Consider the following 13,814-nt stretch of genomic DNA (forward strand, 5'->3'; position numbering starts at 1 on the left):
GCCGGCACCGCGCCGGGCTGGCTCTGGGCTGGGCCGGCGGCGCCGCGCCGGGCTGGCTCTGGGCTGGGCCCGGCCAGCTCCGCGCCGGGTGCCCACCCCCTTCGCCGCGCCTTTGCTCTGCTTCAACCCACGCAACGGCCGGCGTCCGATATCCGGACACCGGGCGGTGCGTCCGTTGAAGCAGAGCAAAGGCGGCGAGGGAACCGCCCGACCCGGCCGCCTGACCACCACGGCCCGGCACGTCCGCGCCGGAAAGAGGAGTACGCGTGACACCCGAGGAGATCCTGGCCACCGACCGGGCGCACGTCTGGCACCCGTACGCCGCGCTGCCACCGGCGAACCCGCCGTACGTGGTGGAGAGCGCCGAGGGCGTACGGCTGACCCTGGCCGACGGGCGCGAGCTGGTGGACGGGATGTCGTCCTGGTGGGCGGCGATCCACGGCTACCGGCACCCGGTGCTGGACGCGGCCGTGACCGACCAGCTCGGCCGGATGAGCCACGTGATGTTCGGCGGACTCACCCACGAGCCGGCCGTGCGGCTCGCCCAGACCCTGGTGGAGCTGGCCCCGGAGGGTCTGGAGCACGTGTTTCTGGCCGACTCCGGCTCGGTGAGCGTCGAGGTGGCGGTGAAGATGTGCCTGCAGTACCAGCGGGCCGTCGGCCGGCCCCGGCGACGCCGGTTGGCGACGTGGCGGGGCGGCTACCACGGTGACACGTTCCACCCGATGAGCGTCTGCGACCCGGAGGGTGGGATGCACCACCTCTGGGGCGACGTGCTGCCCCGGCAGATCTTCGCCCCGGTGCCGCCCGGCGGCTTCACCGACCCGCCCGACGAGGCGTACGTGGCGGCGTTGGTGGAGACGGTGGAGCGGCACGCGGACGAGCTGGCCGCCGTGATCGTCGAGCCCGTCGTCCAGGGCGCCGGTGGGATGCGGTTCCACCATCCGGGTTACCTGCGGGTGCTGCGCGAGGTGACCCGCGCGCACGGGGTGCTGCTGATCTTCGACGAGATCGCGACCGGGTTCGGCCGTACCGGCGCGATGTTCGCCGCCGAGCACGCCGGGGTGGCCCCGGACGTGATGTGCGTGGGCAAGGCGCTCACCGGGGGCTACCTGACCCTGGCCGCGACGCTGTGCACCGCGGAGGTCGCCCGGGGCATCTCCGCCGACGGCGTGCTGGCGCACGGGCCCACGTTCATGGGCAACCCGCTGGCCTGCGCGGTCGCCAACGCCTCCATCGGGCTGTTGCGGGCCGGGGACTGGGCGACCCAGGTGTCCAGGGTCGGCGCCGGCCTGCGCGCCGGCCTGGAGCCGCTGCGCGCCGCCCCGGGCGTGGTCGACGTGCGGGTGCTCGGGGCGATCGGGGTGGTTCAGCTCGACCACGAGGTCGACCTCGGCGCGGCCACCGCGGCGGCCGTGGAGCGCGGCGTGTGGCTGCGGCCGTTCCGCGACCTGATCTACACGATGCCGCCGTACGTCACCGACGACGCCGACCTGGCCCGGATCGCGGCCGGGGTGGCGGCGGCGGTGGCGGCCGGCTGAACGGTTCCGGTCAACACGTACGCCGAGGCGGTCCGCCGCCCGGACGAGAAGAGGGGAAGTACGCCGATGGAGAGCTTCGGCAACCGACTGCACCGGGCCGTCGCGGAGCGTGGACCGCTCTGCGTGGGCATCGACCCGCATCCCGGTCTGCTGGCCCGCTGGGGCCTCGCGGACGACGTCGACGGCCTGGAGCGGTTCAGCCGCACGGTGGTGGACGCCCTCGGTGACCGGGTTGCGGTGGTCAAGCCTCAGTCGGCCTTTTTCGAGCGGTTCGGATCCCGCGGTGTGGCGATCCTTGAGTCAACTATCCGACAGTTACGAGAAGCCGGTTCGCTCGTTCTGCTGGACGTCAAGCGTGGCGACATCGGCTCAACGGTCAGCGCGTACGCCTCCGCGTACCTTGATCCATCCAGCCCGCTGTATGTCGACGCGGTCACGGCCAGTCCCTACCTGGGAGTAGGTTCGCTGGCGCCGATGTTCGAGTTGGCCGCGAAGCACGGCGGCGGGGTCTTCGTGCTGGCCCTCACCTCGAACCCCGAGGGCGCGGCCGTGCAGCGGGCCCGCACGGCCGACGGGCGGACCGTCGCGCAGACCGTGATCGACGAGATTTCCCAGCTCAACCGGGGTGCGGACCCCCTCGGAAGCTTCGGTCTGGTGGTCGGCGCGACCATCGGTGACACCGGTCATGACCTCTCCGGCGTGGGGGGTCCGCTGCTCGCTCCGGGGCTCGGCGCGCAGGGTGCGGGTGCCGCCGATCTGCGCACCGTCTTCGGTTCCAGTCTCGCCGCGGTGCTCCCGTCGTACTCCCGGGAGGTCCTGTCGGCGGGACCGGACGCCGACGCCCTGCGGGCCGCCGCGGACCGGGTGTCGGCCGAGTGTCGGGCCGTCCTGGCTGCGCGGTGACTGACTGACGGCTCGGTCACTTTGCGATGATCATCGCGCGCCCACGTTGCCGAAAGCTCCGTTGACCGCTAGTTTTCCCCGCGCTGGGAACCACGGACCCCTTGGTTCACAGCGACACCACGTTTCACAGATGCGGCGGTGCGCCCCGCCCGCCGCGATAGGGACCTGAGGAGAACTGGTGCCGCTCCCGTCACTGACCCCCGAACAGCGCGCTGCCGCGCTCGAGAAGGCCGCGGAGATCCGCAAGGCCCGTGCCGAGCTGAAGGAGCAGCTCAAGCAGGGCAAGACCACCCTCGGTGCCGTCCTCGAGCGGGCCGAGAGCGACGACGTCGTCGGCAAGCTCAAGGTTTCGGCCGTCCTGCAGGCGATGCCGGGCATCGGCAAGATCCGGGCTACCCAGATCATGGAGAAGCTCAAGATCGCTGACAGCCGTCGCCTGCGTGGCCTCGGCGAGCAGCAGCGCAAGGCACTGCTTGGAGAGTTCGCCGCCAACTGAACCTGGCAGCGTGTAGAAACAAGCAGTGAGCACGGATGACGAGGCGCGCCCGGCGGCTCGGCTCACTGTCCTGGCTGGACCTTCGGGTTCCGGCAGGGAGAGTGTCGTCGAGCTCGTTCGGGCGCGTTTCCCGTCCGTGTGGATCCCGGTGCCGGCAACGACCAGGCCGCGCCGGGAACCGGAGGTGGACGGAGAGCAGCGGGTGTTCCTCGCCCCGGCCGAGTTCGAGCGCCGGGTGGCCACCGGAGACCTGCTGGAGTGGTCCCGGATCGGCGCGTACCACCGGGGCACCCTCGACCCGCCGCTGCGCGCCCGGCTCGACGCCGGGCAGCCGGTCCTGCTGCCGCTGGACGTCGCCGGGGCCCGGCTGGTGCGGGCGCGAGTGCCCGCCGCCCGGCTGGTGCTGCTGATCCCACCCGGACATCGACCCGACGCCGCCGTGGCCGCCGCCTTCGGGCACACCCTGACGCACGACCACAGCGATCGGGTCGCCGACGAGCTGGTAGGCTTACTCGGTTCTTCTTATCCGGATCCGGCCTGGTCGCGTGTACGCGGCTGACGGCCGGCCGCCGTTGAGACTCAGCACCGCGTCCGCGCGGCTCGAAAGACGCAGAGGTTAATTCGTGGGATCCATCGCCAACCCCGAAGGCATCACCAACCCGCCGATCGACGAGCTCCTCGAGAAGACGACGTCGAAGTACGCGCTGGTCATCTTCGCCGCCAAGCGCGCGCGCCAGGTCAACGCCTACTACAGCCAGCTCGGTGAGGGCCTCCTGGAGTACGTCGGCCCGCTCGTCGAGACCACCCCGCAGGAGAAGCCCCTCTCCATCGCCATGCGCGAGATCAACGCGGGCCTGCTCACCGCCGAGCCGACCGACCAGCCGTAAGCCCGCACCCGTCGATGTCCGCCTCGATCGTCCTCGGGGTCGGCGGCGGCATCGCCGCCTACAAGGCGTGTGAGCTGCTGCGACTGTTCACCGAGTCGGGTCACCGGGTCCGTGTCGTGCCGACCGCGTCGGCGCTCCGGTTCGTCGGGGCGCCGACCTGGGCGGCGCTCTCCGGTCAACCGGTCGCCGACGACGTCTGGTCCGACGTGCACGAGGTGCCGCACGTCCGCCTCGGCCAGCAGGCCGACCTGGTGGTGGTCGCGCCGACCACCACCGACCTGCTCGCCAAGGCCGCCCACGGGCTCGCCGACGACCTGCTGACCAACACGCTGCTGACCGCCCGCTGCCCGGTGGTGCTGGCTCCGGCCATGCACACCGAGATGTGGGAGCATCCGGCCACCGTCGCCAACGTCGCCACGCTGCGGTCCCGGGGCGTCCGGGTCATCGAGCCGGCCGTCGGGCGGCTCACCGGCGCCGACAGCGGCAAGGGCCGACTGCCCGACCCGGCGGAGATCTTCGCGGTCGCCCGCCAGGTCCTCGCCCGGGGCGTCTCCGCCCCCGCCGACCTGACCGGCCGCCGGCTGGTGGTCACCGCCGGCGGGACCCGCGAGCCGCTGGACCCGGTCCGCTTCCTCGGCAACCGCTCCTCCGGCAAGCAGGGCTACGCCTTCGCCCGGTCGGCTGTCGCCCGGGGCGCGCGGGTCACGCTGATCACGGCCAACGTCTCCCTCGCCGACCCCGCCGGGGTCGACCTGGTCCGGGTGGGCACGACCGCCGAGCTGCGCGAGGCGACCCTCGAGGCCGCCGTCGAGGCCGACGCGGTGGTGATGGCGGCGGCTCCGGCCGATTTCCGACCGGCGACGTACGCGCCTGGCAAAATCAAGAAGTCGGACGACGGTGTGGCGCCCACCATCGAGCTCGTGACCAACCCGGACATCGCGGCGGAGCTGGGCCAACGCAAGCGACCGGAGCAGGTGCTTGTGGTGTTCGCCGCCGAGACCGGCGACGCGGAGGCCAACGGCCGGGCGAAACTCGCCCGGAAGCGGGCCGACCTCATCGTGGTCAACGAGGTCGGTCCGGACCGGGTCTTCGGCGCCGACACCAACACGGTGACGGTCATCGGCGCGGACGGCTCGGTGAGCCGTCTTCCGGAGCAGGCCAAGGAGGCTGTGGCCGACACCGTGTGGGACCTCGTCGTGGCGCGGTTGGCCAACCGCTCCTGACGGGTGGAACAGCGCGCGACCGACCCCGACACCGGCCGCAGCGGTGACTAGACTGCCGCGGAACGACCTCACACGCTTAGGAGTGCCGTGACACGCCGCCTCTTCACGTCCGAATCGGTCACGGAAGGCCACCCGGACAAGATCGCCGACCAGATCAGCGACGGCATCCTCGACGCGCTGCTCACCGAGGATCCGCACAGCCGGGTCGCGGTCGAGACCATGATCACCACCGGCCAGGTGCACATCGCCGGTGAGGTCACCACGAAGGCGTACGCCGACATCCCCACCATCGTCCGGCGCACCATCCTCGACATCGGCTACGACTCGTCGAAGAAGGGTTTCGACGGCGCGTCCTGCGGGGTCAGCGTCTCGATCGGCGCGCAGTCCGAGGACATCGCGCAGGGCGTGGACAACGCCTTCGAGCTGCGCACCGGTGCGTCGGAGAGCGCGCTGGACGCGCAGGGCGCCGGTGACCAGGGCATGATGTTCGGCTTCGCCTGCTCGGAGACTCCCGAGCTGATGCCGCTGCCGATCGCGCTCGCCCACCGGCTGGCCCGCCGCCTCGCCGCGGTGCGCAAGGACGGGACCATCCCGTACCTGCGTCCGGACGGCAAGACCCAGGTCACCATCGAGTACGAGGGGCTGCGCCCGGTCCGCCTCAACACCGTTGTGGTGTCCAGCCAGCACGCGGCGGACATCTCGCTGGAGTCGCTGCTCACCCCGGATGTGCGCGACTCCGTCATCGCTCCCGAGCTGGAGAGCCTCGGTCTGGACACCGACGGCTACCGGCTGCTGGTCAACCCGACCGGCCGGTTCGAGATCGGCGGCCCGATGGGTGACGCCGGCCTGACCGGTCGCAAGATCATCGTCGACACCTACGGCGGGTACGCCCGCCACGGCGGCGGCGCGTTCTCCGGCAAGGACCCGTCCAAGGTGGACCGCTCGGCCGCGTACGCGATGCGCTGGGTGGCCAAGAACGTGGTCGCCGCCGGCCTGGCCGAGCGGTGCGAGGCGCAGGTCGCCTACGCCATCGGCAAGGCGCACCCGGTGAGCCTTTTCATCGAGACGTTCGGCACCGAGACCGTGCCGGTGGCCTCGATCGAGAAGGCCGTCGCCGAGGTGTTCGACCTGCGCCCGGCCGCGATCATCCGGGACCTCAACCTGCTCCGCCCGATCTACCAGCAGACCGCCGCGTACGGCCACTTCGGCCGGGAGCTGCCGGACCTGGCCTGGGAGAGCACCGACCGGGCCGCCGACCTCAAGTCGGCCGCGGGAGCCTGACCGCCACCAGGCGTAGCGACCGGCGACCCGCGGAGGGGTCGCCGGTCGCGCGCGTCTGCGTGGATGTCCCGCTGGCGCACCTGGACCGGCCGTTCGACTACCTGGTGCCCGCCGAGCTGGACGACGTGGCGGTGCCCGGCACCCGCGTGAAGGTGCGCTTCGCGGGGCAGCTCGTCGACGGGTGGTTGCTGTCGCGCGCCGACGACTCCGGGCACACCGGCCGGCTGGCCTACCTGGAGAAGGTCGTCTCGCCCGAGCCCGTGCTGGCACCCGAGATCGCCCGGTTGGCCCGGGCGGTCGCCGACCGGTACGCGGGCAACCTCGCCGACGTGCTCCGCCTCGCCGTGCCACCCCGGCACGCCCGGGTCGAGAAGGAACCCCACACGACCGGCGCGTCCGTCCCACCGGACGCCACCGCCCTCGACGGGGTCGCCGCCAACCCGGCGACCGCCCGGGCGGGGTCCACCGCGCCCGGGCCCGCCGTGCCCGAGCCCGCCGAGCCGGCTGTCGGCGCCGAGCCGGCTGTCGCCGCCGGACCGGCTGTCGGCGCCGGACCGGCTGTCGGCGCCGGACCGGCTGTCGGCGCCGGACCGGCTGTCGCTGCCGGACCGACTGTCGGCGCCGAGCCGGTCGACCCGCGCGGCTGGCGGGACTACCCGACCGGGCCGGCGCTGTTGCGGGCGCTCACCGACGGCCGGGCGCCCCGCGCGGTCTGGTCCGCGCTGCCCGGCGAGGACTGGGCCGCCCGCTACGCCGACGCGGTGGCCGCCACCGTCGCCGGTGGGCGCGGCGCCGTGGTCGTGGTGGCCGACGCCCGCGACCTCGACCGTCTCGACGCCGCGCTGACCGGTGTGCTGGGTCCGGGGCGGCACGTCAGCCTCTCCGCCGCCCTCGGCCCGGCCCGGCGCTACCGGGCGTTCCTCGCCGCGCGGCGCGGACAGGTGCCGGTGGTCATCGGCACCCGCGCCGCGATGTTCGCCCCGGTGGAGCGGCTCGGCCTGGTCGCCGTCTGGGACGACGGGGACGACCTGCACTCCGAGCCCCGCGCGCCCTATCCGCACGCCCGCGACGTGCTGCTCACCCGGGCGCAGCTCGCCGAGGCCGGCGCGCTGGTCGGCGGGTACGCCCGCACGGCCGAGGCGCAGCTGCTGCTGGAGACCGGCTGGGCCCGGGAGGTGGTCGCGGACCGGGCGACGGTACGGGCCCGGATACCGGCAATCGCACCGACAGGTGACGACCCGCAGCTGGCCCGTGATCCCGGTGCGGCCACCGCCCGGCTGCCCAGCCTGGCCTGGACGGCTGCCCGCGACGCCCTCCGGGCGGACCTGCCGGTGCTCGTGCAGGTGCCCCGGCGCGGCTACCTGCCCTCGATCTCGTGCGCCGACTGCCGTACCCCGGCCCGCTGTGCGCACTGCGCGGGCCCGCTCGCGCTGCCGTCGGCCGGCGGCACCCCCGCCTGCCGGTGGTGCGCCCGGGTCGCCGCCGCGTACGCCTGCCCCGAGTGCGGCGGGCGGCGCCTGCGGGCCGCGGTGACCGGTGCCCGGCGTACCGCCGAGGAGCTGGGCCGGGCCTTTCCCGACGTGCCGGTGCGGACCTCGGGACGGGAGGAGGTGCTAACCGACGTGCCCGGCGGGGCCGCCCTGGTCGTCGCCACCCCTGGCGCCGAGCCGACCGCCGAGGGCGGTTACGGCGCGGTGCTGCTGCTCGACTCGTGGGCCCTGCTGACCCGGGCCGACCTGCGGGCCGGCGAGGAGGCGCTGCGCCGGTGGCTGGCCGCGCGCCTGGCCGCCGCGCCGGCGGCCGCGTGGTGGTGGTCGCCGACGGCGCGCTCGCCCCGGTGCAGGCGCTGCTGCGCTGGGACGCCGCCTGGTTCGCCGGCCGGGAACTGGCCGAGCGCCGCGAGCTGGGTTTTCCGCCGGCGGTACGGATGGCGAGCGTCACCGGCCCGGCCGAGGCGGTGGCCGACCTGCTCGCCGCGGCCCGGCTGCCCGGCGACGCCGAGGTGCTCGGGCCGGTGCCGGCCGACGAGGGGCGGGAGCGGATGCTGGTCCGGGTGCCCCGGGCGCGGGCCGCCGCGCTCGCCGAGGCCCTGCACTCGGCCGCCGGGGTGCGTGCCGCCCGCAAGGCCGCCGACCCGGTTCGTCTCCAGGTCGATCCGCTGAGCCTGTTCTGACCGTTTTACGGGTTGTGGAACCCGGCCCGGAAGACCCTGACCGCACACCGCGTCCGGCAGGGCGTTGGCGTCGAGGTGGTAGCATCGCCCGTCATGCTCGGGCGTACGACGGCCCCAGGTCACGGCACTGCCGGAACGGGCGGGCCGGGAACGCGTCGGTCGGACGCGATGTCGATGATGTCAGGAAGCCGGTTATCAGGGGTGGACCAGTCGTGACCGTTCGACAATCGATCGTCTTCAACGGCGACCTCGGCAGTGGCAAGAGCACCGTTTCGGTGGAGATCGCCAAGCGGCTCGGGATGCGCCGGGTCAGCGTGGGTGACCTCTACCGGGAGATGGCGCAGCAGCGGCAGATGACCGCCCTGCAGCTCAATCTGCACGCCGAGCTGGACCAGGCCGTCGACGGTTACGTCGACCAGCTCCAGCGCGACATCGCCGCCTCCGGCGAGCATCTGATCATGGACTCGCGGCTGGCCTGGCACTTCTTCACCGACGCGCTCAAGGTGCACATGATCACCGAGCCGGGTGAGGCGGCCCGCCGGGTGCTGGCCCGCCCGTCCGGGCCGGCGGAGAGCTACGCCTCGCTCCAGGAGGCCAAGGCCAAGCTCCGCGAGCGCAGCGAGAGCGAGCGCAGCCGGTTCATCGTCCGCTACGGGGTGGACAAGGCGCGGTTGCGCAACTATGACCTGATCTGCGACACGACCCGGGCCTCCGCCGCCGAGGTGGTCGAGCACATCATCGCCGCGTACGAGGGCACGCTCGGCGCGGACGTGCTGCGCGACGGCCAACCGCTGCTGCTGCTCGACCCGGCGCGGGTCTACCCGACCGAGGACATCGCGACCCTGCGCGGGCTGTGGGACAGCGAGTTCGTCGGCGACGTGGCCGAGGCCGGCGACGAGTCCCTCGAACCACTGAAGATCGGCTTCACCGGCGAGTACTTCTTCGTCGTCGACGGTCACCGTCGGCTCAGCGCCGCTATCCAGAACGGTTTCTCCCTGGTCCCCGCCCAGTTGGTCGCCGAGGTCGACGAGCCGGTGGTGGGCGGGATGAGCGCCGTGGACTACTTCGCCGCGCAGGTCCGTCACGGCCTGGTCTACGACTGGGAGGCGGCCCACAAGATCCAGCTGCCGCTGCCCGAGCCGGCGCTGCTCGGCGGCGACGCCGTGCTCGCCGCGGACCGGGGCGTCGGCGCCTGAGCCCAGCGCGGAGCCGGACCGGCGCGCGGGGTGCGCGCCGGCCCGGCCGTCGGATCGAACGACGGAACGCCCCGTGGTGTCAGCCCAGGACCACGCCCGAGGCGCCGACTCCGGCCAGGCCGGAGAAGATGTCCTCGTAGTAGATCCGCCAGGCGCACACCCGTCCGCTGGTGACGTAGCCGGTACAGGTGGTTGCGGTGTTGGTGTCGTCGATGGCGGTGTTGGTCCCGGTCGCCCAGACCTGGAGGGTGTTCGCCGCGTTCACGATCTCCACCGGGCCGCCGCTGTCACCCTGACCGATGGCGTTGGTGTGGGTGGTGTTCTCGGCCTGCACCTGACCGCAGACCGTGCCGAAGTTCCGCACGTTGATGCACAGGTTGCGGGCCTTCACCTGGATCGAGCACCGGGTGCCGGAGTACGCGCCGGAGGTGCACACCCAGTTACCGACCTGGCTGGCCTGTGCGCCGATCACCTGGTTGCTGAACTCGCTGACCACCGCGCCGGCGGCGTCGGTGCTGTTGTTGAAGACCCGGCCGCCCCCGCTGCCCGCGATGAGCAGGGTGTCGCTGCTGACGTTGCGGGTTCCGACGGTGCCGATCGTCTGCCCGGTCGGATCGGTGGCGAGGACGCCGAGGTTGGCGCAGTGCGCGGCGGAGAGCACCCGCGACACCCCGCCCTGGTAGACCCCGAAGCCGGTCGAGCAGCCGCCACCGTTGGCGGTGTTGCGCCACGCGGCGCCACCCCACCACGCCGGCGAGTCGTCCCACCGGGTGGCGGGCGCGGCGGCGACACCGGTCTGCACGGTCACCGGCACGCCGGCGAGAGCCGTCGCGCCGAGCAGTCCGCTCTGCGTACCGACGAGCAGGCCGGCGCCGTCGGCGCGCGGCCCCACCGTGGTGATCTTGTCGCCGGCCGAGGCGCGCAGCCGGTCGGCCGCGACCATCAGCTCCCGCTGCGAGTACGCGGCGGGAAGCACCGTCGTCGCGACGGTGGCCCGGGCGTTGGCCACCAGGCGCGCCGGCGGCTCGCCCTTCCAGTAGACCTGGAGGTGGCGGGTGGTGGGATCGGCGACGACACCGGCGAAGCCGGAGTTCGCGCTGCGCTGCGCCGCGTTCGTGATCTGGGCGGCGGCGGTGTTCATCCGCTGCTGCAACCGGAGCAGCTCGGACCAGGAGGCGAAGCCACCGGGCACGGGCTCGCTGTCGACGAACGATCCGGTGGTGGTGGCCTTACCTCCCGGCGCGGCGGTGGCCGGTGTGACGCTCACGCCCGCGACGAGCAGCGTGAGGCCGCACGCGGCGACGGCGATGCGACGCAGCATGGCCGCGGACCGTCGGGCGGTCGGGTGTGGACGGATCATCTGGTACCCCTTCCCCAGGGTTTCGTGGCGCGGGCCGGGCCCGCACCAGGACGGTGGCACGAGACGTCGGTTCAGCACGGCGATCCTGGACGGGACTGGACACCGCCGGACACCGCCGGACGGGGGAAACGTCTGATGTGGAACTGTCAGACATCGGCCGCCTCCTATCTAGCCGTGTGTGACCACAACTAACCTGCCCGTGTCGGCACCCGGGTCGCCCGGGTGACCGGTAGGGGGTGGGGGCCGCATGTCCGACCAACGGGTACCGTCCGGGTTTCGACCAGCACCACAGGGGCCGCCAGCGGAGTTCGACGTGGCCCGCGGCGGCGTCGAGGCGCAGACCCTGCAGGAGCTGGCCGGCCTGCTGCGCCAGCTGCGCCGCCGTGAAGCCCGGCAGCAGGGCGAGACCCGGTTGACGTACCGGCAGTTGGCGGCGAAGACCGGCTGGTCGCGCGGCATCATCGGGGAGTACTTCGCCGGCAACATCCTGCCCCCGCCGGAGCGGTTCGACGCGCTCATCCGGCTGCTCGGGGCGACCCCCACCGAGCAGGGGGTGCTGGCCACCGCGCGGGACCGGATCGAGGAGCGACGTCGACGCCCGACCCGAGACCACGCGGCCACCGGCCGGGCGGGCGCCGGGGCCGTACGGGCCAGGAGCGGCGGCGCCCGGGCCGCCACCGCCCCGACCCGCTTCCCCGTGCCCCGCCAACTACCCCCGGCGCTGCCCGGATTCGTCGGACGTGCCGCCCAGCTCGCCCAGCTCGACGCCGCCTGCGCCGGCCCGGACACCTCCGGCGACGACGACCGGGCACCGGCCACTGTGGTGACGCTGTCCGGCACGGCCGGGGTGGGCAAGACGACGCTCGCGGTGCACTGGGCGCACCGCGTCGCCGACCGCTTCCCGGACGGCCAGCTCTACGTCGACCTGCGCGGATTCGACTCCACCGGAACGGTGGTGACCGCCGTCGAGGCGGTCCGGGGCTTCCTGGAGGCCCTGGAGGTGCCGCCCGAACGGATTCCCACCCACCTGCCCGCGCAGGTGGGTCTCTACCGCAGCCTGCTCGCCGGTCGCCGGATGCTGGTACTGCTGGACAACGCCCGCGACGCCGACCAGGTTCGGCCGCTGCTGGTCGGCAGTCCGACCTGCCTGGTCCTGGTCACCAGCCGCAACCGGCTGGCCGGTCTGGTCGCCGCCGAGGGCGCCCGGCCGGTCGGCGTCGACCTGCTCAGCGCCGCCGAGGCCTGGCAGCTGTTGGCCCGGCGGCTCGGCGCCGACCGGCTGGCGGTCGAGCCGCAGGCCGTGGACGAGATGATCGAGCGGTGCGCGCGGCTGCCGCTGGCCCTGGCGGTGCTCGCCGCGCGGAGTGCGGCGCATCCCGCGTTCCCCCTGGCCACCCTCGCCGCCGAACTGCGCGGGGCGCCGCGCCCGTTGGACTCGTTCGACGCCGGGGACGCCGGCACCGACGTGCAGGCCGTCTTCTCCTGGTCGTACCGGAGCCTCACACCTCAGGCGGCGCGGCTGTTCCGGCTGTTCGGCTGCCACCCCGGCCCGGACATCGGGGTCGCCGCGGCGGCCAGCCTGGCCGGGCTGCCCCGGGAGCAGGTGCCCCGACTGCTGACGGAGCTGGCCCACGCGCACCTCGTCACCGAGCACGCCCCCGGCCGGTTCGGCGCGCACGACCTGCTCCGGGCGTACGCCGCCGAGCAGGCCGAACGACTCGATCCGGCCGAGGCCCGGCGGGCCGCGATCCGGCGCGGGCTGGACCACTACCTGCACACCGCGCACGCGGCCGCACTGCTGCTGCAACCGGGCCGGGATCCGGTCACCCTGGCGGCGGCCCCGCCGGGTGTGGCGCCCGAGGAGATCACCGACCACGCGCAGGCGCTCGCCTGGTTCACCGTCGAGTACCCGGTGCTGCTGGCGGCCGTCGCGCACGCGAGACGCGCCGGGTTCGACGGCCACGCCTGGCAGCTCGCGTGGACGCTTGTGGACTTCCTGCAACGCCGGGGACGGTGGCCGGACCTCGCCGTCGCCCAGCGGACCGCCCTGGCCGGGGCGCGGCGGGCGGGGGACCGGCTCGGGCAGGCGAACGCCCACCGCGACCTCGCCCGGGTGCTGTCCCGGCTGGGGCGGGTGGACGAGGCGGCGAGCAACTACCGGCAGGCCCTGGCGCTCTTCGGGGCGCTTGGTGACCACACCGGGCAGGCGCGTACCCACCGGGCGTTCGGCGCGATGCTCGACGGTCTCGGCCGGTACGCCGAGGCGCTGGACCACGTGCGGCGGGCTCTCGCGCTGTACCGGGACGCCGGCCACCTGGCCGGGGAGGCCAGCGCCCGCAACGCGGTGGGTTGGGCGCACGCGCAGCTCGGCCAGTACCGCCCGGCGCTCGCGCACTGTGAGCAGGCGTTGGCGCTGCTGCGTCGGACCGGTGACCGGCACGGTGAGGCGAACACCTGGGACAGCCTCGGCTTCATCCACGCGCGGCTGGGCGACCACCGGGAGGCGATCCGCTGTTACGGGCGGGCGCTGCGGCTGTACCGGCGGATCAGCGACCGCTACGACGAGGCGGACACGCTCTCCCGCCTCGGCGAGAGTCGGCACGCGGCGGGGGACCCGGCCGGCGCGGCGCGTACCTGGCGGCGCGCCCTGGGCATCCTCGACGACCTCGGCCACCCGGACAGCGAGCGGGTGCGCGACCTGCTGGCCCGGGCCTGATCGACGACGGGGATGCCGGCGACGGCGGCGTGGGCATG

General features: G+C 73.8%; 11 protein-coding genes. 10 read left to right on the plus strand and 1 reads right to left on the minus strand.

Translation table 11 applies throughout. The features are described 5' to 3' along the window. The first annotated feature begins 266 nt into the window (after window positions 1–266). The 9 genes from MILUP08_RS13265 (at window position 267) to MILUP08_RS13305 (ending at window position 9,700) form a co-directional block, all read left to right on the plus strand. Window positions 267–1,541 carry an adenosylmethionine--8-amino-7-oxononanoate transaminase gene (locus MILUP08_RS13265; RefSeq protein ID WP_007458356.1) on the plus strand — a complete coding sequence of 425 codons (1,275 nt, stop codon included), beginning with the start codon at window positions 267–269 and terminating at the stop codon, window positions 1,539–1,541. A gap of 66 nt (window positions 1,542–1,607) precedes the next feature. Continuing rightward, on the plus strand, window positions 1,608–2,444 hold the full coding sequence (gene pyrF, locus MILUP08_RS13270; protein WP_007458357.1) for an orotidine-5'-phosphate decarboxylase: 837 nt from the start codon (window positions 1,608–1,610) through the stop codon (window positions 2,442–2,444). Between the two features lie 178 nt (window positions 2,445–2,622). Next, window positions 2,623–2,940, plus strand: a complete 318-nt coding sequence (mihF, locus tag MILUP08_RS13275) for an integration host factor, actinobacterial type (RefSeq protein ID WP_007458370.1) — start codon at window positions 2,623–2,625, stop codon at window positions 2,938–2,940. A gap of 25 nt (window positions 2,941–2,965) precedes the next feature. Then, window positions 2,966–3,499 carry a guanylate kinase gene (locus MILUP08_RS13280; protein ID WP_007458372.1) on the plus strand — a complete coding sequence of 178 codons (534 nt, stop codon included), beginning with the start codon at window positions 2,966–2,968 and terminating at the stop codon, window positions 3,497–3,499. Between the two features lie 64 nt (window positions 3,500–3,563). Beyond that, complete coding sequence (rpoZ, locus tag MILUP08_RS13285) at window positions 3,564–3,827, plus strand: DNA-directed RNA polymerase subunit omega (RefSeq protein ID WP_007075826.1); 264 nt, start codon at window positions 3,564–3,566, stop codon at window positions 3,825–3,827. 14 nt (window positions 3,828–3,841) lie between these two features. Further along, entirely contained in the window at window positions 3,842–5,050 is a 1,209-nt protein-coding gene (gene coaBC / locus MILUP08_RS13290; RefSeq protein ID WP_007458379.1) for a bifunctional phosphopantothenoylcysteine decarboxylase/phosphopantothenate--cysteine ligase CoaBC, read from the plus strand. 87 nt (window positions 5,051–5,137) lie between these two features. Further along, window positions 5,138–6,331 carry a methionine adenosyltransferase gene (gene metK / locus MILUP08_RS13295; protein WP_007458381.1) on the plus strand — a complete coding sequence of 398 codons (1,194 nt, stop codon included), beginning with the start codon at window positions 5,138–5,140 and terminating at the stop codon, window positions 6,329–6,331. Window positions 6,332–6,390: 59 nt separating this feature from the next. Then, on the plus strand, window positions 6,391–8,493 hold the full coding sequence (locus tag MILUP08_RS13300) for a primosomal protein N' family DNA-binding protein (protein ID WP_007458382.1): 2,103 nt from the start codon (window positions 6,391–6,393) through the stop codon (window positions 8,491–8,493). Window positions 8,494–8,716: 223 nt separating this feature from the next. Beyond that, window positions 8,717–9,700 (plus strand): AAA family ATPase, encoded by a 984-nt coding sequence (locus MILUP08_RS13305; protein ID WP_007458384.1) that lies wholly within the window; start codon window positions 8,717–8,719, stop codon window positions 9,698–9,700. A gap of 79 nt (window positions 9,701–9,779) precedes the next feature. Here MILUP08_RS13305 and MILUP08_RS13310 read toward each other — a convergent pair whose 3' ends face one another. Further along, a complete protein-coding gene (locus MILUP08_RS13310) occupies window positions 9,780–11,060 on the minus strand; it encodes a chymotrypsin family serine protease (RefSeq protein WP_007458385.1) in 1,281 nt (426 codons plus the stop codon). A gap of 313 nt (window positions 11,061–11,373) precedes the next feature. On the opposite strand from MILUP08_RS13310, the gene MILUP08_RS13315 reads away from it, so the two are divergent. Then, entirely contained in the window at window positions 11,374–13,776 is a 2,403-nt protein-coding gene (locus MILUP08_RS13315; protein ID WP_237747060.1) for an ATP-binding protein, read from the plus strand. Window positions 13,777–13,814 lie beyond the last annotated feature (38 nt).

Source organism: Micromonospora lupini str. Lupac 08 (genome assembly GCF_000297395.2).
In the GTDB taxonomy this organism is placed as follows: Bacteria; Actinomycetota; Actinomycetes; order Mycobacteriales; family Micromonosporaceae; genus Micromonospora; species Micromonospora lupini.

Excerpts from the sequence above, each read along its gene's own strand:
- pyrF (WP_007458357.1), top strand. The coding sequence starts at position 1,608 with ATGGAGAGCTTCGGCAACCGACTGCACCGGGCCGTCGCGGAGCGTGGA.
- coaBC (WP_007458379.1), top strand. The coding sequence starts at position 3,842 with ATGTCCGCCTCGATCGTCCTCGGGGTCGGCGGCGGCATCGCCGCCTAC.
- MILUP08_RS13310 (WP_007458385.1), bottom strand. The coding sequence starts at position 11,060 with ATGATCCGTCCACACCCGACCGCCCGACGGTCCGCGGCCATGCTGCGT.